The sequence below is a fragment of the Loigolactobacillus zhaoyuanensis genome (assembly GCF_003946385.1).
In the GTDB taxonomy this organism is placed as follows: Bacteria; Bacillota; Bacilli; order Lactobacillales; family Lactobacillaceae; genus Loigolactobacillus; species Loigolactobacillus zhaoyuanensis.
In genome coordinates this window covers 1-22,571 of sequence record NZ_RHOE01000031.1, presented here as the reverse complement: position 1 = coordinate 22,571, position 22,571 = coordinate 1, and the positions used below count along the sequence as shown (strand labels likewise).

Below are 22,571 nucleotides of genomic sequence, written 5' to 3'. Positions count from 1 at the left end.
AAATAAGTTATTAATCGCAATTAATGATTTATTTGAGCTGTGGAAGGTAAACGCGGTTCTGAATGTCTCTTAAAATCTGTCTCAAATATTGACTTCAATCCAGTTAGATCGTTTGCTAGTTTCGGTACCGATATACATGGACTGCATTTTCCCGTTTATCTTTCCAGTGTTTGGGGTCAAGGTCAGTCCGTTTTGTATGCTATTTTTTCAGTACCATTTGTTAGGATTTTTGGCTTTAGTATCCTTATCTTTAGGCTTCCATTTGTTTTATTAACATTCAGTTTGCTAGTTTTCCTTTTTGCGCTCCTTTATTTTAAAATGAAGCAAAGAAAGCTTGCTACATTCATTAACATTGCAATCATAACCACACCATGGATGTTTATTTCTAGCCGGTGGATTTTAGATGCTAATGTTGCGCCAGTCATATTTTTGTTCGGAGTTTTATCGATTTGGTTGGGCTTGGTTTCAACGGCTTCCTCGCATCGGTACATTTATCTGGTGTTGGGAGCAGTATTGTTAGCTCTAACCACCTATGGGTACATAACTGCTTGGATGTATCTTCCCATTTTATGTGTACTATATTTGATCTATTTTTTACGAAACAAATTATTAAGAACACGGGAATATCTGCTATTTACTGTAACGTTAGTGATTTTGGTTCTGCCAATAATTTATTTTGCTTACAAAGTAAACCTTGTTCACGCTAGCTCAGCTAGTAAGTTTTTAATTTTTGACATTCCGCCGTTGCCTTCCAACCGAGTGGAATCATTAATCGATTTTAATCAATCTAATTTATTACTTGGAATGCTTAAGAACTTTTTTAATGGAATTACAATTTATTTTAAGGGTACAGATGGGCTCGCTTGGAATTCGGTGGCACCGTTTGGGGCAATAATGCCCTGGACTTTATTATTTGTTCCGATCGGCGTGTTCGCCAAAAATACGGCTATTAATGATAAAGTTAGACAATTCAAAAAATTAATTTGTTTAAATATAGTCGCTTTTATACCATTAATGTTTGTTGTACTTCCTAATTATAATCATTGGAATTTCTTAAATATTAATTTGAGTATTATGGTAGGGTTTGGGTTATATGAAGTTTTTAGTTCTATAAAAAATATGGGCAAATTTCGGATTTTGCTTCCTATAATTACGTTACTCTTGTTTATCTGGTTTGTTGGTCAAGCGTATTTTGGTGTAGGTGGGAAAGAGACCTTTTATGAATCACAGCAAGTTTCTTATACGGAAGTAGAAAAAATCAACACTATTATGCAAGGTAAGGAATTTAATGAAAAACGGCTATTTATAAATAATTTGCCTCGTATGTTCCCGTATTTTAGATTGGTTCAACAACCGATTAATAATCATACTTACTTATCAATATCGGGTCAAAAAAATAATTTTGGGAAAAATATGGGCTTGGTGAAACGGTATGGTTATCTGAGGGATATGAGCACAGTAGGAAAATCAAAACCTGGTGATGTCGCTATAGTAGCGCCTGATTTTATTGATTCAAATTGGGAAAAAATAACTGATATTACGATTGGTGGAGCTCCTTACCTACTAGTTAGAAAAATAGTCTAAAAAACCGCTACTTGGCAGATCAACTCAAACGTTGAGTTATCTAACCAATTAGCGGTTTTTATTTACACCTTTCATATCGCCGGTTCTGCCCCCAGCGTCCGCAGTATCGGCTCTGCGTTATTCTCGTGTTGACACAAAAAGCGCAGGAATTCCAAAAACTCAGCGGCGTCGTTGATGCGATAGTAATAATTACCCAGACAGCAGACTTCATCGGTGGAATACAGTATCCGGCCAAAAAAATCAGTTATCGGTAATTCGTAAATCCGTCCATTATCCATATTGGGCCTCCTTATAAATTCAAATCTTCGCCTAACAGCTGTTCCAGCTCATTGCGCCATTTATGGGCGGCAAGTAGCACGATGCAATCGTTGGTGCGTGTGTTGCGGACGATCAGGGCGGCGTCGGTGCGATCGAGTTCGCGGACCAGGCGGTTGAGGTGCGTTTTGGCGGTGCTAACGGTAATTGTTGGTAACATAGTGGAGCCTCCTATTCGTTATTCAGAGTCAGGTTGCGCTTAAAAATCAGTGATTGTGGGCGTCAACTGGAATCACGTCGTGCTGCATTTGCAGGTGACCGTCGCCGACAGCCACTTCAGTTTGCGCCATCAGCTGCGGGGTGAAGCGCATTTGACTAGGCTCAAAGGTAAATGCCAGCTCAGTCAGGCGGCCAGAACGGTTTTTGCGGAAAATTAGGTTGACGTGGCGGACGCTTTTACGTTCTTCGTCGGCGCTGACTGGGTAGAGAAAGCTGACGATGTTGGAATCTTGCTCGATGCTGCCAGATTCGCGGAGGTCAGCGAGCTGCGGTGTGCGGTCGATTCGTTTTTCCAGTTCACGGTTAAGCTGGGAAAAAAGGATGATCGGGATGTTCAGTTCGTTAGTCAGCAATTTCAATTCGCGGGTGATGGCTTCGATTTCTTGGCGTCGATCATGGCGGGCGGCGATACGATCTAAGCTGACGATTTGTAAATAGTCGATGACGGCGACATAATTGCCGCTAGTCGCGTGTTGGGCGTGGTCACGGATCACTTTAATGATCTGCGGCAGTACTAACAGCTTGTCGTGCAGCTGCAAGTGTTGCTGATCCAGTTGACCGATGGCGCTGCGGACTTGCTGCTTTTCAGCGTCGTTAAGATTAAATGCTGGATCGGTGAACTTACCGACCGCGACGCCAGTTTGCAGGGCGACGGTGCGCTGGTAATTATCGGTGGCGGTCATTTCCAACGAAAATAAGTCAACGGTCAGTTCCGGCTGGTAGTGCAGGGCGCGCTGGATCAAGTTGACGGCAAAGGCGGATTTACCGATACCAGGGCGGGCGCCGACTGTCCATAAAACGCCACCGCGCAAGCCACCATTCAGTACTTCGTCGACGTTGATAAAAGTTTTGATACCACTAGGCTGGCGGGTTTCCAAGGCTTGCATCAAATCAGCGCCGTGTTCCTGAATGCTGCGGGTGGGTAACTTGGGCTGATTCAGCTCGGCTAGACGATTGCTTAGCTGCTGCAGGGTGGTTAAATTCTCATCGTTAGGCGTTTTAGAATAAGCTTGGGCGGCCTCCTGCACGTCATTTTGGACGGACCAAAATTGTAGTGTGCGCAAGCTATCTTGAAAAATGGCTTCGTTGGCGACTGGCTGTTCTAAGCTTTGCCATTCGTCAGCTTCAAACGCCAGCGGGTAGGCGGCTTGAAAGCGGCGTTGCAGCTCGATCCAATTACGGTACGGGCCGGGCTGGGCCAGCAAGAACTGAATAAATTCGTGGCAACTTTTTACTTTAAACCAGTTGGCGTCGATGGTGACGGTTTTCAGCGTTTCTGGGTGGTGGAGCAAATAATGTACAACATTAGTGTCCAAGGGCATGACCAATGGCCTCCATTTCTTTGTGATCGGTGGTAATGGCTTCGTCAGCGGCACGCTGGATCGCTAAATCAACATCGCCGCTACAAACATTGAACAGGGTCCGTAAATAATCGGTGCGCGATTGTGTTATTGGTGCTTTAGCGGCTGGCAGTGGCGGCGCCTCTAACAAGTATTGCTTAAACTTCGGACCAAATAGCGTCTGTGGTCGGACAAATTTCCAGTAATCGCTGTCGCGCCAGTCTTTGATTTTCCAGTCGATCACTTGCTTGACCTGCTTCATCGTTACTTTTTGGCTAAACAGGTCAGCTAACAGGATCTGAACCGTTTCGGTGGCGTCGAACTGTTTACCAGATTGTTGCTGCAAGTAGGTCAGGACTTTTTTGGTGCTGGCGGCTAAACGTTGGCGCTGGATCGGGGTATAAGATTGCAGTGCCAGCGGTGTGACTTGGGTCAGTTGTGGTTGCGCGGTGGCCGTGTGTGGCGTCAGCGGTTCATCAGGTAAACGAAATTTGGCCCAACCGTGATAATTAGCAGCTATTTCAGGTGGCACCACGTAACGTTCCCAGTGGCAAATTTGGTAATGCTGGTCGGCGCTTTTTTTGATCAAGTCGCAATCGCTGAGCAGCTGCAAGATTGGCGCTACACGAGCCGGTCGGGCAATGTCTAACCAGCTGGCAAAATCATGGGTGGTCAAAGGTTGCTCAACGCTAAAAGCGATGATGCCAGCTTTTTGCAAGCGGGCGGCGCAGGCTAGCGCACGAACCCATAAAGCAGTTGCCGTATTTGCTTGCTGTTTACTGGTGGCTAATTGACGTAGTTGAATAAATTCAGGTTGCTCGTAGAAAGTACTTGAGATAATAAATAATGGTTTCAAAACCAACGACTCCTTTATTTTATTTACCCTTTCACTTATATATACGTTTGAGCAACCCGATTTGGGACATTCTTTTTTGCAAAAAAAATAAGCGTCAGCTAGAAACGTTGTTAGAATACGCTTTATGACGCTTTATTTTTTTTAATTTTTTTAGTACTAATTTAGCTGACCTGCCAAAAGCGGCAGACCAACCTGCCAAAAATGGCAGAAAAAGTGCCAAAAGTGGCAAAATAAATGCCAAAAATGGCAACTCATCTGCCAAAAATGTCATACCCACTGGACATTTTTGGCAGTGATGATTATTTTGACGGACGCTGCGAATTTTGCTTTTGTTCTAATAATTTACGGCCATAGGTCAGCGCACGTGGTGGGCGTGAACCGTACTTAGCCGCTTCAATGGCGCTACTAATGTCAAATTCTTCCTGCTCTTGTAAAAAATTTTCAGCAATACAGCAAATATCATAATCGTGATTTTTTAAGATAAAATCAATTAATTGTGCAGGCTTAATTTGCGGTAATTGTAGGCTGCTTGACTCCGGTATATTTGGCGGAACGCTGGTGATCAACGTATTATAGGGCGTCTCGTCTTTGACGAAGTCAGTCAGAATATGATTAGTGTTAACGATCAATGTATGAACGGTGGTCAGTTGCTCAGTTAGTCGTGCGGCGCTCATTTCCAGGCGAATGACGACTTTTTGGCGCTGTTGTGGTCGCAAAAAGGTGACCAAAGTGGATTTTTCAAACGTGCGCATGCTTGCATACCAGTGAATACCGACCCAAGAAGGCTGGTGTCGGATTTGGCTATTACTGGGTATAAATGAATTAATACCGCTGAAATAGGGCAACTGGTTCAGATTTAGTGCAAGTGCTAACCATTGATAAAAGCGTAAACTCGCTGTTTTGAGCGCGCTTAATTCTTCAATGATCAAATTCGTCGGCTGCGGACAAAGCACGGCACTACCGTCAATATCAACGATCAAGGTTTGATATTTTTTACCAGCTAGCTGTTTTTCTACTGGTAAATGACCGATGAAAATCGTTGTCGGCCGCACGCGACCGTGATCGACTAAATCAATTCTAGCTGCGACCGCGTCCAATTGATTCAAATCATAATAAATGGTGTCAGCGCCAATTCCCTTTGGTCGAACTAACTTGGGTTTCTTTTCCTGCATGTGCTCACTCCAACTCACAGATTTACGCTATTGAATAGCGTGAATACTAGTATAAATTAAAAAGGTAACCGGTTACCTTAGACGAAACTAATATTCTAATAAAAATATAATGAACAGCGCATTAAAACAAGTTAGACCAACGTAACAAAGGCTTTTATAGCGCGAAAGGTCATTTTAAAGCGTTGTATTTTCGCGTTTTTCGTTGTTTGCGCTTACACCGATTTGACAAGTATGCTTATTGGTGTCCTAGACGTCTAGGATCACTACACGAAAAGGTTGTGATCCAATGACAAATCAATTGATCAACGCCGCATTTAGCGATGCGCTACAAAACAAGAAGCTGATTTTTGGGGTGTTAAAGCAGTGCCACATTACGCGGCAGCAAGATGACTTTGACGATTATTTTCAAGAATGCCTACTGGCGTACGTTGATGCGTACTGTCTATATGAAAAAACGCAGCCACGGATCAGCCGCCAGAACTATCTATATACCAAATTATGCCAGCAGATGATCGACCTGTGGCGCAAACAAAACCGTTATCAGCAATTTTGTGAGACAACGCCGATAGATTTTGCTAAGGATTCGACTAAACAATTGAACATGCGCTTGGCCTTCAAGGATCTGGATCAGGTACTCACTAGCGGCGAACAGCAGATATTCGACCTATTTTATCTCAATGATTTTTCACAAGCCGAAATTTGCCACAAATTAAAGATCGATCGCCGGACAGTTTATCGTTGGCGTGCCGGGCTTTCGCGTAAGACAAAAAAATATTTCTAAAAAAATGTCCCAAATCGACTTGCTCAAACGTATATATAAGTGAAGGGATAAATAGCGGCCGCATTTGCACCTTCAAAATGAGTTAATCTACACTAAAATTGATGAGGAGGTCATCACATGGTTTGGGAAAAAACTAACCTAGAAATTAAAACAGTCGGCGACAACATCGACGGTGAAGCGACGCACAAGTTCGTCAACATCAAAGAAGGCACAACGACTGACCAATTCGACAAGTTCGGCACCGCCATCGCTGAACTCGCCGAAGAAGGCTACACCGGCGCAGTCGCCGTGACATACGAACGACACGACTACGTAGGCTAGAGTGGGATGAAGTGTGGGAGATTCTGAGGATTAACCTAGCTAGACGAATTGGCTGCGCAGCAGACAGTTGGGCTAGCGTAGTTAACCGCAGGAATCTGCGCTTCATCGCACGTTTCGATCAGAGTGGTAAATTAGGCGCTTAGACTTTGAGCATCAGCCTAGCTAGGAGATAAGAGACACACAGTGGCTCGTTCTCATAGCGTAGCTGAGCGGAAAAGTCTGCCTAATTTAGCACGTTTCAACTAACCAGCAGAGCGCAGCCACACATTTCCATCTGAGCCTCACCACAGAACCTACGCTCGCCCCAGCGTTTGATCTGTGGTCTGTCTAGTAGCACATTGCACCTATCCCTATCCCAACACAGAGAGGAGCTTTCCCATGAAACAACTTGATATGGAATTCAAAAGCGAAAACGGCAAAACCAAGCACATGCGGTTGAACTACGCCGCACAGACTTTGGAAGAAACAACGGTCAAAACAGCGATGCAAACCATCGCCGATCTGAAGATGTTCGAAGTCGAAGCCTGCAATCCGTACGCGCTGCCGATCAAGGCGCAGTACGTTGAACGGACAGTCACACCAATTTTCGGTGGCGCAGACGCTGATAAAGCGGCAGCCGCTGAGTAATTGGTTCAAGGAAGGATACTCATTTTTGAGTATCCTTTTTTGCGTAGTTATTGCTTGAAAATGAGGCTTGTATGCTTTGAAATGTGCCATTATCAGCAGAGCAGCGTGACACAATACATAATAAATGATTTTATTTTTCAAAAAAAACAAAAAAAAATTAAAAAAACAGTTTATTTTAAATAACTTAAGCACTAAAATAAAGGCGTAATAATTATTTCATTATTATAAATAAATTAATCGCAATAACGATCTAAGTTTAGAAATTAGTTAAATTGGTGGGTGAGCAAAATGGAAATACATAAATTGTTAAGTGCGGAAAGCGATATCAAGCAGCGTTATAAGATGTATAAGGCAGGAAAGCAGTGGTTATTTGCCAGTATTTCGGTGGCGGCGCTTGGTTCAGCGCTAATTTTTGGTATCACCACGAATGCTACAGCGGCGACTGATACGTCTGATCATTCAGCCAACACTGATGGTACGCTGACGACTTCTGCTGCAAGTGAGTTAACTGATCAGTCAGTGACCTTAAAGAATAGTACGGAACAAAGTGCAGTGGCGAGTAGTCAAAGTCCAACAAGCAACGCGCCGGCGACTGGCTCAACTGCTACCGACCAGGTCAGTGCAGCAAGTGCCGTGTCGGCGGTAAACAGCGCGCAAGCAAGTACAACATCGGCCGGTGACTCAGTGGCTGATAATGTTGTGCCAACGGTAGCGGCAAGTAGTGCTGGTGCTACAAGCCAATCGGCGACAGCGGCGACTAGTACAGCGGCGACTAGTGGGGAACAAGGAACAGCGAACAATGTAAACGCTACAACCAATGCTGCTAACGCTGTAAACCAAGTTGTTTTGCGCAGTACGCCGACGGCTAAGGTAGCGGCAAATACGATCACATTAGGCGATGCCACGAAAACGTATGATGATCAAACTGATACGCCGATCACGTTTAAAGTAACTTTATCGAGTAACTTAAAGGAACCAGCTGCTTGGTATTTGTCCGGGAGCAATGACACAATGATCGCTTTATCCTCAGGTGATATTGATTTGAGTGCCGTCTCTCAGAATGTGGGCACGTATGTTATTAGGCTGACTGCAGCTGGTCTGGCTAAAATTCAAGCTGCTAATCCTGGTGTGACCATCACGATGGATGACGTGATTGCTGGCACATTGACGATCAAGGCTGCTTTTGTGCCTTCACAATCGATCAATGTTATTTCACAATCAAAGTACTACGATAACGATGCGACTAATATGCCGACTAGTTATCAAGTTTCGCTACCTAGCTTTTTAACGGCACCTGCGACTTGGACTAAAAGTAGTACCACTAGCACTGATACGTCTGTGGTTTATTATGATGTACCAGTTAGTACCGGCGATTTGACTAGCGTCACTAGTCAAACGGTGGGAACTTATCCAGTGACTCTTAGTGCACAAGGGTTAGCTGATCTGCAGGCCGCCAATCCTAATTATGCAGTTACTACTGATACGGTGGTTGCTGGGCGCTTTACGATTTTGGATAATAGCAAGGTGATCATCGGAACGACGCCAGCCTCAGCGGGTATGTATCTACCGGATACGATCAGTGTGACGCTGGATCGTAATATGGTAGTTCCTGCCGATTGGACGGTTAACTACGATAACGCTGGGCAAGATTCAATTGTTTACAACGTACCCATTTCTTATTTTAATACGGACAAAGTTGACTTAACAACTAACGGTAATTATGCTGTTAATTTCACTGCTGCTGCATTGGCAACTTTAAATACAGCGAACGCAGGCTTGAATTTAAGTACCACGAATATCGAGGCGGGGTCGATAAGTGTTAACACAGCCACGGCGACTTCGCAGTTTAACCCAGGTAACTATTATGTGACTATCGCCGATGGGGGCTCGTCATATACGTTGGCTTACGGTTCTGGTCTAACGCTAGAATTACGGTTATTAAATAATAATGTCGGTACGGTTGACGTTGATAATCTAACTGAATTTATCATCATTCCAGCCGGCTTCAATATTGCCACAGTCGATGCTACCGGGCAGTACATCGCGTCGACCTCACCAGCGGCCACTTTACAGGCCGCAATTGCGGCAACTTTGGCAGACCAGGGGATCAGTTATTCTGGTTTGACTGTGACCCAATTGACCGACTATGATGGGCGACAAACTTTCAGAATTCAATTTGCATCAGTCAGTACTGTTGGTGACACATTATTTGATGTTCCAATTGTCGCTAATAATGGCTCTGGTGTGACCTCAGGCTACATTGGGACTAATGCCGCAACCCCTGATTCATCCATTATGTATTTAACCAGTGATCCAGCCTATACACAAGGCGCTTATGGGGTTACCTTAAGCGGATATGATAATGTGGCAACCGTTGCTAATGCACTAGGTGTCACCGGAGCCTACGCCCTTGATTCTAGCTATACCAATTTTGTTTATCCGTACACATTGACGGTCGGTAAAGTAAAGGATACTTACAACCTGGTTGGGCCAACTGGGGTCGTTTTAGGGACAAAAACAACGACTGGCGCCGCACAAACTACCTATGATCCCACGGACTTTTTACCGACGACCATTGTTCAAGGTGGGCGGACTTATGTTTTAGTGGGTAGTTCGGTGACCACGCCACAAAGCTATCCGCAGATCACTGACCCAATTTCATCAGCGACCACGATCAGTACAGGGAATACGTATAATATTTATTATCAAGAAGAAGTTAATCAAAGTGATGTTGATCAGGCGACGGCAGTTACAGTCCAAGATCAGAGTAAGGTTTATGATGGGACGACTAGCACTGATCCAACTAGTTATTTAGTTAAGGTACCTAGTATTTATCAAGTGCCCGCTGGTTGGACCGCAACCGATACGGCTGGTCTGTATCGCGTTGCCACAAGTTCTGGTGATCTCGATTTGTCTGGCATCACCAGTGAAGATCCAGGGACTTACGTAGTGAAATTAAGCGATCAAGGATTAAATGCTTTTGCAGCGGCTAATCCGCTGTACTTATTCACCCACAATATCGGTATTAGTGGTCATTTTGTGATCACACCGATCGTGACGACCCAATATGTTGATGCCGCAACGAATGCATCAATTAAAACCGCGACCACTGACAAGGGCGTTTTTACAACGGGTGATCAATATGCCACTAGTCCGGCAGTGATCTCAGGCTATGTTTTAACTGCCACACCGACTAACGCCAGCGGTACTATTGGTGCTACTAATGTAACGGTAACATATCAGTATACAAAAGTAGGTAGCTATGTGGTGACACCGCCAAATGGTGGGACACCGACGACAACGCCGTACCCAACTGATCCAACTGATCCCGGCAAGGTGACCACGCCAACCAACGATCCAGCTAACCCAGTAATTCCTTACGTGCCAGGCTATATCGCAGTGGGTAATGATGGCAAACCATTGCCCCCAATTGACCCAACGAATCCAGCGGCAGGCTATACGCCACCAACACCAGCTGCGCCAACCGTTGATACACGGATCAGTTATATCGCGAACACGAAAAATGCAACGATCACGTACGTTGATGCAACTACGGGTACAACGATCAAAGTCGATGCTATTTCTGGTGATAAAGGGACGACTAGTAGCTACACGACAGCCACTGAGATCACTGCTTTAACCGCTAAGGGCTATGTTTTAGTCAGCGATGACGTTCCGCAAGCAGGGATCGTTTTCGCTACGGATACCAATAACGATCAAGCCTATACGGTCACGTTGAAGCATAAGTTCAGCACGACGACACCCGCTGACCCAACGGACCCAGATTATGCAGCGACGCATAAGACGATCAATGAAACGATCAGTTATGTTTACGCCGATGGATCGCAGGCCGATACACCCGCTACAGCAACGCTGGCTTTTGTGCGGACAGTGACCACTGATCAAGTCACCGGTGCCAAAACGTATGGCGCTTGGACGGCTGTCAGCGGTGATACGTTTGCGGCAGTCGTTTCACCACAAATTACCGGTTATACCGCATCAGCGACCCAAATTGCCGGCATTACGATCAACGGCGATTCCAGCGACCTTTATCGGACTGTGGTTTATTCCAAAATTAATCAAGCAATCACGCCGACAACACCAACGAAACCGACAACGCCGGAGCCAAGTTCAGTATCTAATCGCGTAACGACTCAACCAACGGCAGTATCTGCGCAAGGCACGCCGATTAAATTGGCCGCTACACCAACTAATCAGGTAGTTGATCTGGCAACGACAGCGCATAAATTACCGCAAACTGGCGCCGCCAACGACACCGGGTTAACTGCAGTTGGCTTAGTCGCAGTGCTAACCAGTCTGCTGGGGCTGTTTGGCATCAGGAAACGTAAAAACGATGACGACGTTAATGCACCGCAGTAATTAAGTCTGATTTATGATATTTAACTAAAAGGAACCGCCTAACAATTATTAATCTGCTAGGCGGTTTTTTTGCTATGAATTAAGTGCATACTTAAACCTTCGACATAAAAAAACTGCTTGAGACACATTATTAGGCGGTGTGTGTGGTGCGATTAGCGGCATACATTATTTAATCCTTAACGTCAAAGTGCAACAAGTGGCACCACATTAAATGTAAATTTTTAAAGCGTTAATGTAGTCAACGCTAACTGCACATGTTGTGATTTAGTTCAAACATTCAGATAATTATTATTTACGGCTATTGATTATTTTCCCCGGCAAGTGAAGTTCTGTAAAAATAAAACTAGTGCTCAGAAAAGTTTGTTGAAATTACGTTATCAGAGTCCATAAATGTTACTGATAACTTTTAATGCAGCTTTTAAGACATTAGGGCGACAATGACCAATAATTGCGCCATGCCGGGCTTGGTAATCATAACCTTTTAATTGAGCAAACAGGACCATACCCGTTATCTGTAACGCCGGGTCGATGATCTGCATCATCAACGGATCGTCTTCACGTAGTGTATGCGTTATGGGCATCACTTGGACGAAAGGTGTGTTTTGGTTGAATTCTGTTGTACTCACGACTAAAAAAGGTCGAGCAATGTTTTGTTTAGCTGGATCATGACCGCCAATTTCATGGCCAGCGTGTGGTTCAGCATCTAGCCAGACAAAATCTCCTTGTTTCGGTACAACCGCCATCAGTCAGCGATCCTCTCGTGACCGATCGGGGTAAGCGTATCTGGATCGTAGCCGAGATCAGCTATTTCTTGGGTAAAATCGTGTTTTTTAACCGCATTTGTCGCGAAAAGATTAATCGGTTTAACAGGTTTAACTGGAACGTAAACCAATTGATCGTTAATACGAGTTACGGCAAGTTCTACGCCTGGCTCAATACCAGCATTTTTTGGAATGGTGACAGCAATTGAATTTCCTTGTTTACGGGTTTTGAAAATCCCCAAGTATTCTTCTTTAATCATGATTGATCACTCCTCATCTATAATAATAACACGTGCTTATTGTATTAACAAGATATACGTTGTGCAACTCATTGATCGATTACCAAGTCACTATTTTTCAAGCGTCGTGCTGTACTTGTTCATCGCACCATATTTACTGTAACCGTTTTACTTCCATCCTGAAATAGGTTATAATTCTAATCATTGAAAGCAGGGGTGCTGCGCGTAGCGGCTGAGAGGAAATAAATTTCCGACCCTTTAAACCTGTTTGGTTAAGACCAGCGTAGGGAGCTCATTGTGCGGTTAAAGGCGCATTCCTATAACGGGAGTGGGCCTTTTTTTAGTTGTTAATGCAACTTGTGAGGCTTTCAGCCAGCATTAAAAAGCGGGTGGTGCCTGAATGCCAACGCTTTAGTTATCTAATCTAATTGGGGAGGGATTGAAAGGTAGTAGGTAGTACTCAGAATCGGAGCGCTTTTTGCGGCACTTTAGTTTTAGTAAAGTTTTACTGTTGGTAGATATTACGTCAAAAAAAGGAGGAACATAATGAATACAAGTATTGCCATTCAGGTTTTACCATTAGGTGTCGACACGCAAAAAGTGGTGGCGATCGTTGATGCGGTGATTGCCTATATTCAAACGACTAAGGTGGTTTATCAGGTGAGTGCGTTTGAAACCACGTTGGAAGGCGACTACGAAACGTTGATGGACATTGTGCGCCAAGTACCGTTGGTGGCGGCGCAAGCTGGGGCAACCAGCGATATGGTTTACGTCAAGATCCACTATCAAGCACAAGGTGAGGTTCTAACAATTGCGGAAAAAACGACAAAATTTCAGCATTAAACTGGGCCCGTGGCTAGTTTTGCTGGTGGGGCTACTTTTGTGGCAAGGGTTAGTCAGTTTTGCGATCGTGCCGCGGTTTTTACTGCCGGCGCCGACGGATATTTGGTTAGCGTTCCAGGCTGATTTTAGCTTGCTCATGCAAAATATGTGGATCACGCTTGGCGAAACGATCATCGGCTTATTGCTAGGCATCCTTTTAGGCGTTCTGATCGCGATCGTGATGGATCGTTTTGACCCGATCTACCACATGGTTTATCCACTGCTGGTGGTCAGCCAAACGGTGCCAACCGTAGCCATCGCGCCGTTACTGATTTTGTGGTTGGGCTACGGGATGCTACCGAAAGTCACACTGATCATCGTCACCACCTTTTTCCCGGTGGCGGTGGAGACGCTGGCTGGGCTGCGCACTACCGATCCCGATCTGTTGCAGCTGATGGCTTCGATGGGTGCCAGTCGCCGCAAAGTCTTGTGGTACGTCAAATTACCTTACGCGCTGGATCATTTCTTCGCCAGCCTGCGGATCTCGGTGACTTATGCGGTGATCGCAGCGGTGGTGGCGGAATGGGTCGGCGGTTTTGGCGGCCTCGGTGTCTACATGACCCGGGTGATGAAAGCCTATGCCTTCGATAAAATGTTTGCGGCAATCGTGCTGATCACCGCTTTAAGCTTGTTACTAATGAGTTTAGTGACGCTATTGCAGCGCTGGGCCGAGCCGTGGAAACAGACAGCGACCGAAAAAATTAAGTGACGCATGTTTTTAAAATCGAGGAGGATGAAATGAAATCAAGCAGTCGATTTATATTTTTAGGTGTGGTGGCTAGTATGCTTACGCTGGGGTTAGCTGGTTGTAGTCAGCCAAAAGCGCAACCGAAAACCACTGAGGTCACCGTGGTATTGGATTACACGCCGAACACCAACCATACCGGCTTGTACGTTGCCCAACAAAAAAAGTATTACCAAAAGCATCATTTGAAAGTGAAAATCGTCCAGCCACCCCAGAGCGGCGCTGATGGCTTAGTGGCCGCCGGTAAAGCTGAGTTTGGCGTTTCCTATCAAGATACGATGGCGCCGGAAATGAGTGGCAGTAAAAAGATGCCGATCACGGCGATCGCCGCCTTGGTCCAGCACAATACGTCGGGTATTATGTCACGCCAAGCAGACGACATCACCAGTCCGAAAGCGATGACCGATAAGCGTTACGCCACTTGGAATTTGCCGATCGAACAGGCGATCATTAAAACACTGGTCAACCAAGATGGCGGCGATTATAAAAAAGTGCAGTTAATGCCGAGCAACGCCACCGATGAAGTTGCAGCGTTAAAATCGCAAAAAGTCGATGATATCTGGGTTTACTACGCGTGGGGCGGCATTAATGCCAAAATTCAGAATTACCCGGTGAATTATTTTGCGTTAAAGGATCTGAACCCTACCTTTGATTATTACACGCCAGTCTTGATCGGTAACAACGATTATTTGAAAAAGCATCCCAAAATCGCCAAGGAATTCTTGGCGGCCACGGCGGAAGGCTATCAGTACGCGATCAAGCATCCTAAACCAGCGGCCAAAATTCTAGAGCAGAAAGTGCCAGAATTTAAGGGCAAACAGGCTAAATTAGTCGACGCCAGCCAGGAATGGATCAGCGGCCAGTACCAAGCCGAGGTCAAGCAATGGGGCTACATGGCGCCTAAGCGGTGGAATCGTTTCTATCAATGGTTGAATCAGGAAAAATTAGTCCAGCCCGCGATCAAGAAAGGTGCCGGCTTCACCAACCAATATTTACCTAAATAAGTGAGGCGAGTCCAATTTTATTGCAAGTACAGCAGGTGAGCAAAGCTTTCGCCACCAAACAAGTTTTACAGGCGGTCAGTCTCGACCTAAATCAAGGTGAGATCGTCGCCTTACTGGGGGTCAGCGGTTCCGGCAAGACTACGTTGTTCGATATTATTGCGGGGCTGTTGCCAACCGACAGTGGGCAGATCAAGCTCAACGATAGCGACATCACCGGCCAAACCGGCCAAGTCAGCTACATGCTGCAAAAAGATCTATTGCTGCCATTTCGCACGATCGCCGGCAACATGGCGTTACCTCTGCAAGTGCAAGGGATGACTAAAAAAGCCGCGTTGGCCAAGGTGCAGCCGTATTTTGCCACCTTTGGCTTAGCCGGTACGGAAAATCAATATCCCAGTTCGTTGTCGGGTGGGATGCGGCAGCGCGCCGCCTTATTGCGTACCTATTTATTCGGTAAACAAGTGGCGTTGTTGGACGAACCATTTAGCGCGCTTGACGAGATCACCAAACGCGAAATGCACCGTTGGTATCTGCAAATGATGACGCAGATCGACCTGACCACGTTGCTAGTGACCCACGATATCGACGAAGCGTTAGTGTTGGCGGATCGCATTTACGTTTTCGGCGGCCAGCCAGCACAAATTGCGGCAGAACTACAGCTGCCGCCGCGCGCGCAGCGGGACGCTGAATTTGAATTGACCAGCCAGTTTTTGACCTATAAACGGCAGATTTTAGAGTTGCTGGCGCAGTAAGGAAAAGGCACACGCCCAATAGTGGAATGTGCCTTTTTCAGTACTCATGGTTCGTTAAGTTCTTTATTTAGAAAATAAGAAATGAAGGTGCGGACCGCTTATTTGTTTGCAATTAAGCGTGTCACATATACTTGACATTAGCCGCAAAAGTCGTATATAATGTACTTAAATGAAGGAGGTGACCAGCGCAATGTCGAATCGAGTGCAACAGTACCGCAAGGAAAAAAGCTTGACTCAGTTGGCTTTGGCGCAAGCAATCGGCGTTTCGCGGCAAACGATCAATTTGATCGAAAATGATAAATACAATCCTTCATTAGATTTGATCGTCAAGTTGGCTAAAGCGTTGGGCACAGATTTAAATTCACTATTTTGGGGGTAGTTGCGATGCGTAAACGAATGTATCAATGGTTTTTAGGGGTGTCAGAGGAGCGGGATGAACGCCAACTAAGTGAGCTGCAGCGGATGATGGCCGATTGTTTGCTAGGCGTTTATATAGGTAGTTTGGTTTACTTAGCAGCGCGTTGTATTTACATTGTAATCAATCGCGCGCCTTTCCCGTTGGATCTAGTGGCGGTGCTCGTCCTGACGTTAGGGATCTCAGGGTACATGGGCTTTCAAATTATTTATCATCGCTTGGATGAAGTCGACGTGCCTGATGATAACGAACTCCAGCGTAAACGGCGGCGATTGCTACGACGAAGCTGTTACCAAGCAATTTTTTTTGCGGTGGGTTTAATTGGGCTTAATATTTTTATGGGCGAACCGATCAACGGGCATATGATCAGCGGCCACGTGATCGGCGGCGTGGTTTTTGGCATTTTGATGTATATTATTGGTCGCTGGCGGTATAGACTGTAGGCGCGCTCAGGTTAATTCTAATTGCCGCGCAGTGTTTCCGTGGTTCAAATAGTAAAAATTGGTAAAAAAAGAACCGCAAACTTGGCCAAGTTGCGGTTCTAGTACGTAAATAAAGCCATTGCCTGACTTCATTACCACGAGCGATTGCTAACAGTCGGTCGTGGTTTTTCTATGCTTTTAGGCTAACGTAAATATTTATTTCGCCAACAAAACGCTGCTAGGTTGCTTATTTGTTTTTATTAAAAATATACAGTTTACTGAAAAAGTAATTCGCCACCACAACGACCACGTTATCGACGATCTTAGTCAATACGGGATTGGCGTGTAACACCGAGATCCCCAGCCACATCATGAAAACATCCATGATCAGCGACAGGACTCGGAAAAAGAAAAACGAGCTGATTTCTTTGGTCAAGGCTTTGATGCCGTGAGTTTGCGATGAGAAGACCCACAATTTGTTGGTGATGTAGGCGAACAACACAGAAAGAAACCAAGCGATCACGTTGGCGACTTGATAATTCATCAGCGGATTCAACACGGCGAACACCACAATGTTGATCAACGTAGTCAGACCGCCGAAGAATAAATAAGCGATCACCGCTTGATACTTTTTAAATAAGGCAATAATAAGTCATTCACTCCTGTTCAAACTAAACTTCGGTTGGCATGCATTGGTAGGCTAGTGGGGCTACTTTTGCAACGCACTCTAGATAAATTTAAGAGCTATTTTTGTGTAAACGTGGTTGAAAAAGTAGATTTCTGCACATAGCTACGCAAGTCAAACACATCACTGCGTGCTGTTTATTGCCTTACTAGGCTAGTGCTCAAAATCTAACCACTTTTGCAACGCACTCTAGATAAATTTACCTGTAACTTGGTGTTGTGTCAATGTTAGGCAAATTTAAGGTCATTCAGGCTTGATGTTAGCGGCTGTTTCTACGATAATTAGGCTTAGACAAGTTTAGCGGAGGATAAAATGACAAAAAAAGTTTCGTTAGTGGTACCGTGCTTTAATGAAGAAAAAACAATTCCGCTTTTTTATGCGGCTTTGCAAGCGGTCAAGCCACAATTGCGTGGCGCTGAGCTAGAATATTGGTTTATTAATGATGGCTCCCAAGATACGACAATGGCGGTGTTGCGCGATTTGCAGCAAAAAGATCCGCAGCAAGTTCATTACATTTCGTTTTCGCGTAATTTTGGTAAGGAAGCGGCGCTATACGCAGGCTTACAGGCGACTACCGGTGATTATGTGGCGGTGATGGATGCTGACTTGCAGGATCCGCCGGAACAATTAGTCGACATGTTGGCGGGAATCGAAGATGAAGGGTACGACGTTGTCGGCACGCGGCGGATCGATCGGGCTGGCGAGCCGGTGATTCGGTCATTTTTTGCCAACACTTTTTACCGTTTTATTAATAAAATTTCGTCAACGCCGATCAAAAATGGGGTCCGCGACTTTCGTTTGATGACTCGCCAAGTGGTGGACGCGGTGTTGTCGATGAGTGAATATAATCGTTTTTCCAAGGGGATTTTAAGTTGGGTCGGTTTCAACACTAAATATTTAAGTTACGAAAACCGCGACCGCGTTGCTGGCAAAACGTCATGGTCATTTTGGAAGTTGGTCCGCTATTCGATCGACGGTATTGTTGATTTCTCGGATGCGCCGTTGGTGTTGGCTTCATTTGTCGGTTTCGCTTCCTTTTTAGTTTCGCTGATGGGGATCGCCTTTGTCATTGTGCGCAAAATTATCTATGGCGGTTCGGTCACCGGCTGGGCGTCAATGGTGTCGGTGATTCTGATGGTTGGCGGCCTACAATTGCTGTGCTTAGGTATTCTCGGCAAGTACATCGGCAGTATTTATCTGGAAGCCAAAAAGCGGCCGATCTATATCATTAAAGAGAAGAAATAAGCTTAAATAGTCGGCTTTAAACTAACTTTAACAAAACTAACCGCGCAATCTGTGCGGTTTTTTGCTAAACTAGATAATGTCGGTTTACCGACCGTGAAATTAGTTTTGGAGGGTAGCAATGATGATGAGCAATTCAACGCGCGACGGACTTTCGTTTGGGGAATTTCTGTTGGCGCTAGGCCGATACTGGTACATATGGGTGGTTACTGCAGGAATCGCGACGGCGGGGGCTTTTTTTTGGGCACAGCGGACGACGGTGCCGACGTATTCAGCGTCGAGCACGGTGATGATCTACCATCCCAACAACGACCCCAACCAGCGCAACGCCGACATTTGGGCGATGGCATCCTACCGCAAAATAGCCAAAACCACGCCGATCGTGGCACCAGTACAGACGGAATTAGCTAAAAATAAAGCTTACCAAGGTGATCAGAACAGCTTGGTCGCCGGCATCAGCACATCAGTTGCTCAAAACACATTAAATTTAAAATTAAATGCGCAAGGTTCTAGCCCCAAGTTAGCGGCGCAAACGGCTAACTTATTGGCGAAGTCGCTCCAACAGCGGCTGCCACAACTAGTGCCTAACAGCGGCACAGTCCAAATCATTGAGCAGGCAACAACGAAGCGAGCAACCTTACTTAATGGCGGCCGCGTACAAAAGTTGACCCTCGGTGGGCTGTTATTTGGCCTGTACCTCGGCGTGTTGGCTACGTTTATTTATACAGTTTGGCGGAGGTAGCGCAATGGTGATGAAATCGACTAATAGTCGGGTCACCGCGACTGGCCTGTATCTAAGTGCATTTAGCTTATTTTTCTGCTACGCTTTTTTTGCGACTTCGATGTATAATGATGCTTTGCCGCCACGTTTTGAGTTGGTAGTGCTGGCGGTGGTTGTGCCGCTACTGCTGACTAAAATCGTAGCCTTCGATCGCTACAGTATGGGTCAGTGGCTGATCATGTTGACTGGCTTGGTGCTAGTTGCCTGGACAGCGCGTACCGCGGGCCGCTACGTTTTGATCGGCGTTTATTTGTTAGTCATCGGTGCCCGCCAAGTGAGCTTTGAAAAAATTGCTAAAACGGCGCTGTTAGTCGGCTTAGCGACCTTTATTCTGATATTTGTTTCGGCCTACGTTGATTTAATTCCTAACTTACGTTATTTGCGGGCGGGCACTTATCGGAATTCCTTTGGTATCCAGTACCCGACTGACTTTGCCGCGCATGTTTTATATTTATTACTGACTTATGCAGCTGTGAAAAAAGGCCGCTTTCAGTGGTTTGATTGGCTGATCAACTTATTTGCTGCTTGGTTTGTCTGGCATTACTGCGATGCGCGCTTGGATACGGTTTTGATCGGAATTTTGCTGGTGTTGCTCGCCGTTTATTGGCTGATCCAAAAGGGTATCAAACCAGCGCTTTTGGTCAGCTGGCTCAGTGTCGGCGCCATGGCCATTGGTGCGGCGCTATCGCTGGGACTTAGTTATTTTTACTCACCAAAAATCAAATGGCTGGAAGAATTGAATCATTTGTTGTCGGCTCGTTTACGCTTAGGCCGTACTGCCTTTGACCGCTATGATCTGCATTGGTTTGGTCAGGTGATCGAAACAACCGGCTGGGGCGGCACACTGGGCTTTAAACAATTTACTGGCAAATTAGTGACCAAGGAGTATTTCTTCATCGATTCGGCGTACTTATCCGTTCTGTTAAGCTTCGGTTTATTGGTTGCGCTAGCGTTGTTGGTGGGATATACCTGGTTTGCTTGGCGCGAAGTTCGGCGCCGCGATTATTTATTACCTTTATTGATCGCAGTGACAGCTATCAGCTGTATTATCGATCAGCATTTACTGGATATTTCCTATAATATCTTTGTGCTAGCGCTACTGGCGGATACGGAAAGTTTCCGCCTGCCGGAGAGCGGGTAGCGGGAAAACGTGGAAAAAGAGGCAGATTATTGCATCTAGCTACGCTGGCCGAACGATTCACTTACGTGTATCTTATCGTCCAGCTAGGCTAGACTCCATAATCTGGACGCCTCTTTTTCCACTCTTTAGAAATGAGGCTTTTCATGAAAGTTGTAAAAAATTATCTCTATAATGCTGGCTATCAGATTTTTCTGCTGCTAGTGCCGTTGATCACGACGCCTTATATTGCGCGGGTGATTGGGCCGACTGGGGTTGGGATCAACGCCTATACGAATTCGATCATTCAGTATTTCGTTTTGTTCGGTAGTATTGGGATCAACATGTACGGGAATCGGGAAGTCGCATTTTACCGCGATGATCCGCAAAAGTTGGCCAAGGCTTTCTGGGAAATTGAGTTATTGCGTTTCAGCGCGATAATTGTCGCCGAGGCCGCTTTTTTCATCTACCTCAGTTGGACGAACCAATACCACACGTACTTATTGATGCAGTCGCTGTTGATCACGGCGGCGGCCTTTGATATTTCTTGGTTCTTTATGGGCTTGGAGGATTTCCAAACGACCGTGGTCCGCAATGTGATCGTGAAAATCATTTCAGTGATCCTTATCTTCACGTTTGTTAAAAGTGCGCAGGATCTGGCGATTTACATTTTGATCATTTCTGGTTCGCAAGTTGTGGGTAATTTGACGTTATGGCCATTTTTACGCCGACATTTGGTCAAAGTTTCTTGGCGCACATTCAATTTAGTGCGGCATTTGCGGCCGGCGCTGGTTTTATTTATTCCACAAATTGCTACTCAGATCTACTTAGTTTTAAATAAAACGATGCTAGGGAACATTACTGGCGTCACTGCGGCTGGTTTTTTTGATAATTCTGATAAGATCATTAAGATGGTGTTGGCGGTGGTCACCGCCACGGGGACAGTGATGTTGCCGCGGGTGGCGCATACTTTTGCCAAAGGTGATACCGCGCAGGTGCGGCGTTATTTGTACAGTTCGTTTGATTTCGTGACTGCGGCCTCGGTGCCAATGACTTTGGGCTTAGCCGCGATCGCGCCGAAGTTCGCTGTATGGTTCTTTGGTGCTAAATTTGCCGCCACCAATACCTTGATCATGCTGGAAGCACCGGCGATTTTAGTGATCGCCTGGAGTAACGTGTTGGGGATGCAATATTTAATGCCGACCAACCGTAATCGCGATTTCACGATCTCAGTGACCATCGGCGCGGTTGTCAACCTGATCTTGAATATTCCACTGATCATGAATTTTGGTGCAGCTGGTGCGGCGGTCTCTACCGTTTTGTCGGAAACCAGTGTAACGATTTATCAGTTGTACATTGTCCGCGATGAATTATCGGTCCGCCATTTATTCGCTGATCTATGGAAATATCTACTCGCCGGTGGGGCGATGTTTGCCGTCGTTTTCTGGCTCAACGTGACCCAACCATTTAATACCATGTGGTTGCTGATCGAAGTTGGTGTCGGCGTGTTGATTTATGCGGTGATCATCGTGTTATTACGCGCACAAATTATTAAGCAAGTCCGCCAGTTGATTGGACGTTAAAAGGGAAAGCAGCCATGTTGTTGCTTTTTTTATTTGGCTGATTGTTATGCTCATTAATTAACAATCAATGAGCGTATTTTAAATATCACTTATATTAACCATTAGATTATTCGAAGTTTGAAGTTTCTGTGACCTTTCCAAGTTAACTAGATGAAGTCGGTTTACAGATGGATTTATCAGCCTTTATAATAAATTATACACCTGAATTATGCATATCTGTTCCTAAACCTTAACGAGAATGTTGCTACACCATCGTTTTATCTTTGATTGAGAGTTTCACCAAAATGGTGTACCAAAAAAGCACCTTCCGTGTTATTGTTATAGCGACCAAACAATAACGAACACAGG

Annotated in this window: 24 protein-coding genes and 1 riboswitch; of the genes, 15 read left to right on the top strand and 9 right to left on the bottom strand. The window is 45.4% G+C overall.

What is annotated here, in order from left to right; all coding sequences use genetic code 11:
* Positions 1–39 precede the first annotated feature (39 nt).
* Positions 40–1,584 carry a hypothetical protein gene (locus EKM76_RS07750; protein ID WP_125550119.1) on the top strand — a complete coding sequence of 515 codons (1,545 nt, stop codon included), beginning with the start codon at positions 40–42 and terminating at the stop codon, positions 1,582–1,584.
* 71 nt (positions 1,585–1,655) lie between these two features.
* Here the strand turns inward: EKM76_RS07750 and EKM76_RS07745 are convergent, their stop codons facing one another.
* From EKM76_RS07745 to EKM76_RS07725, 6 genes are all read right to left on the bottom strand, one after another.
* A complete protein-coding gene (locus EKM76_RS07745; RefSeq protein WP_125550118.1) occupies positions 1,656–1,862 on the bottom strand; it encodes a hypothetical protein in 207 nt (68 codons plus the stop codon).
* 11 nt (positions 1,863–1,873) lie between these two features.
* Positions 1,874–2,059 (bottom strand): hypothetical protein, encoded by a 186-nt coding sequence (locus tag EKM76_RS07740; protein ID WP_125550117.1) that lies wholly within the window; start codon positions 2,057–2,059, stop codon positions 1,874–1,876.
* A 46-nt stretch (positions 2,060–2,105) separates the two neighbouring features.
* Entirely contained in the window at positions 2,106–3,440 is a 1,335-nt protein-coding gene (locus EKM76_RS07735) for a DnaB-like helicase C-terminal domain-containing protein (RefSeq protein ID WP_125550116.1), read from the bottom strand.
* On the bottom strand, positions 3,424–4,314 hold the full coding sequence (locus tag EKM76_RS07730) for a conserved phage C-terminal domain-containing protein (RefSeq protein ID WP_125550115.1): 891 nt from the start codon (positions 4,312–4,314) through the stop codon (positions 3,424–3,426). Before EKM76_RS07730 ends, EKM76_RS07735 begins: the two co-directional genes overlap by 17 nt.
* Before the next feature lie 94 nt (positions 4,315–4,408).
* Positions 4,409–4,576, bottom strand: a complete 168-nt coding sequence (locus EKM76_RS13460; protein ID WP_164507620.1) for a hypothetical protein — start codon at positions 4,574–4,576, stop codon at positions 4,409–4,411.
* A 37-nt stretch (positions 4,577–4,613) separates the two neighbouring features.
* Positions 4,614–5,486, bottom strand: a complete 873-nt coding sequence (locus EKM76_RS07725) for a hypothetical protein (RefSeq protein WP_125550114.1) — start codon at positions 5,484–5,486, stop codon at positions 4,614–4,616.
* A gap of 286 nt (positions 5,487–5,772) precedes the next feature.
* Here EKM76_RS07725 and EKM76_RS07720 point away from each other — a divergent pair, with 286 nt between their 5' ends.
* From EKM76_RS07720 to EKM76_RS07705, 4 genes are all read left to right on the top strand, one after another.
* Positions 5,773–6,267, top strand: a complete 495-nt coding sequence (locus EKM76_RS07720) for a sigma-70 family RNA polymerase sigma factor (RefSeq protein ID WP_125550113.1) — start codon at positions 5,773–5,775, stop codon at positions 6,265–6,267.
* 117 nt (positions 6,268–6,384) lie between these two features.
* A complete protein-coding gene (locus EKM76_RS07715) occupies positions 6,385–6,588 on the top strand; it encodes a hypothetical protein (RefSeq protein WP_125550112.1) in 204 nt (67 codons plus the stop codon).
* Positions 6,589–6,966: 378 nt separating this feature from the next.
* Positions 6,967–7,215 (top strand): DUF2922 domain-containing protein, encoded by a 249-nt coding sequence (locus tag EKM76_RS07710; RefSeq protein WP_125550111.1) that lies wholly within the window; start codon positions 6,967–6,969, stop codon positions 7,213–7,215.
* Between the two features lie 288 nt (positions 7,216–7,503).
* Positions 7,504–11,595 (top strand): MBG domain-containing protein, encoded by a 4,092-nt coding sequence (locus EKM76_RS07705; RefSeq protein ID WP_125550110.1) that lies wholly within the window; start codon positions 7,504–7,506, stop codon positions 11,593–11,595.
* Between the two features lie 377 nt (positions 11,596–11,972).
* Here the strand turns inward: EKM76_RS07705 and EKM76_RS07700 are convergent, their stop codons facing one another.
* Together EKM76_RS07700 and EKM76_RS07695 are read right to left on the bottom strand one after the other, a co-directional pair.
* Positions 11,973–12,338, bottom strand: a complete 366-nt coding sequence (locus EKM76_RS07700) for a type II toxin-antitoxin system PemK/MazF family toxin (RefSeq protein WP_125550109.1) — start codon at positions 12,336–12,338, stop codon at positions 11,973–11,975.
* Positions 12,338–12,616 (bottom strand): AbrB/MazE/SpoVT family DNA-binding domain-containing protein, encoded by a 279-nt coding sequence (locus EKM76_RS07695; RefSeq protein WP_125550108.1) that lies wholly within the window; start codon positions 12,614–12,616, stop codon positions 12,338–12,340. The genes EKM76_RS07700 and EKM76_RS07695 overlap by 1 nt, the downstream gene beginning before the upstream one ends.
* A gap of 181 nt (positions 12,617–12,797) precedes the next feature.
* A riboswitch (TPP riboswitch) is annotated at positions 12,798–12,902 on the top strand.
* Between the two features lie 239 nt (positions 12,903–13,141).
* On the opposite strand from EKM76_RS07695, the gene EKM76_RS07690 reads away from it, so the two are divergent.
* The 6 genes from EKM76_RS07690 (at position 13,142) to EKM76_RS07665 (ending at position 16,836) form a co-directional block, all read left to right on the top strand.
* Positions 13,142–13,438: a thiamine-binding protein gene (locus tag EKM76_RS07690; RefSeq protein ID WP_125550107.1), complete on the top strand. Its 297-nt coding sequence runs from the start codon at positions 13,142–13,144 to the stop codon at positions 13,436–13,438.
* Positions 13,407–14,186, top strand: coding sequence for an ABC transporter permease (locus tag EKM76_RS07685; protein WP_125550106.1), 780 nt, complete (start codon positions 13,407–13,409; stop codon positions 14,184–14,186). Before EKM76_RS07690 ends, EKM76_RS07685 begins: the two co-directional genes overlap by 32 nt.
* 29 nt (positions 14,187–14,215) lie before the next feature.
* Positions 14,216–15,226 (top strand): ABC transporter substrate-binding protein, encoded by a 1,011-nt coding sequence (locus EKM76_RS07680; protein WP_125550105.1) that lies wholly within the window; start codon positions 14,216–14,218, stop codon positions 15,224–15,226.
* Between the two features lie 35 nt (positions 15,227–15,261).
* Positions 15,262–15,978: an ABC transporter ATP-binding protein gene (locus EKM76_RS07675; protein ID WP_225417900.1), complete on the top strand. Its 717-nt coding sequence runs from the start codon at positions 15,262–15,264 to the stop codon at positions 15,976–15,978.
* Between the two features lie 190 nt (positions 15,979–16,168).
* The gene (locus EKM76_RS07670; protein ID WP_125550103.1) at positions 16,169–16,357 is read left to right on the top strand and encodes a helix-turn-helix transcriptional regulator; all 189 of its coding nucleotides are present in this window, start codon (positions 16,169–16,171) and stop codon (positions 16,355–16,357) included.
* Between the two features lie 5 nt (positions 16,358–16,362).
* Positions 16,363–16,836, top strand: a complete 474-nt coding sequence (locus tag EKM76_RS07665) for a hypothetical protein (protein WP_125550102.1) — start codon at positions 16,363–16,365, stop codon at positions 16,834–16,836.
* Positions 16,837–17,062: 226 nt separating this feature from the next.
* On the opposite strand, the gene EKM76_RS07660 is transcribed toward EKM76_RS07665, so the two are convergent.
* Complete coding sequence (locus tag EKM76_RS07660) at positions 17,063–17,434, bottom strand: GtrA family protein (protein WP_225417899.1); 372 nt, start codon at positions 17,432–17,434, stop codon at positions 17,063–17,065.
* Positions 17,435–17,812: 378 nt separating this feature from the next.
* On the opposite strand from EKM76_RS07660, the gene EKM76_RS07655 reads away from it, so the two are divergent.
* From EKM76_RS07655 to EKM76_RS07640, 4 genes are all read left to right on the top strand, one after another.
* Positions 17,813–18,745, top strand: coding sequence for a glycosyltransferase family 2 protein (locus tag EKM76_RS07655; protein ID WP_125550100.1), 933 nt, complete (start codon positions 17,813–17,815; stop codon positions 18,743–18,745).
* Between the two features lie 118 nt (positions 18,746–18,863).
* Positions 18,864–19,484, top strand: coding sequence for a YveK family protein (locus EKM76_RS07650; RefSeq protein WP_225417898.1), 621 nt, complete (start codon positions 18,864–18,866; stop codon positions 19,482–19,484).
* Positions 19,485–19,488: 4 nt separating this feature from the next.
* Positions 19,489–20,664: a polysaccharide biosynthesis protein gene (locus EKM76_RS07645; RefSeq protein WP_125550099.1), complete on the top strand. Its 1,176-nt coding sequence runs from the start codon at positions 19,489–19,491 to the stop codon at positions 20,662–20,664.
* A 143-nt stretch (positions 20,665–20,807) separates the two neighbouring features.
* Positions 20,808–22,223 carry a flippase gene (locus EKM76_RS07640; RefSeq protein ID WP_125550098.1) on the top strand — a complete coding sequence of 472 codons (1,416 nt, stop codon included), beginning with the start codon at positions 20,808–20,810 and terminating at the stop codon, positions 22,221–22,223.
* The last annotated feature ends 348 nt before the right edge of the window (positions 22,224–22,571 follow it).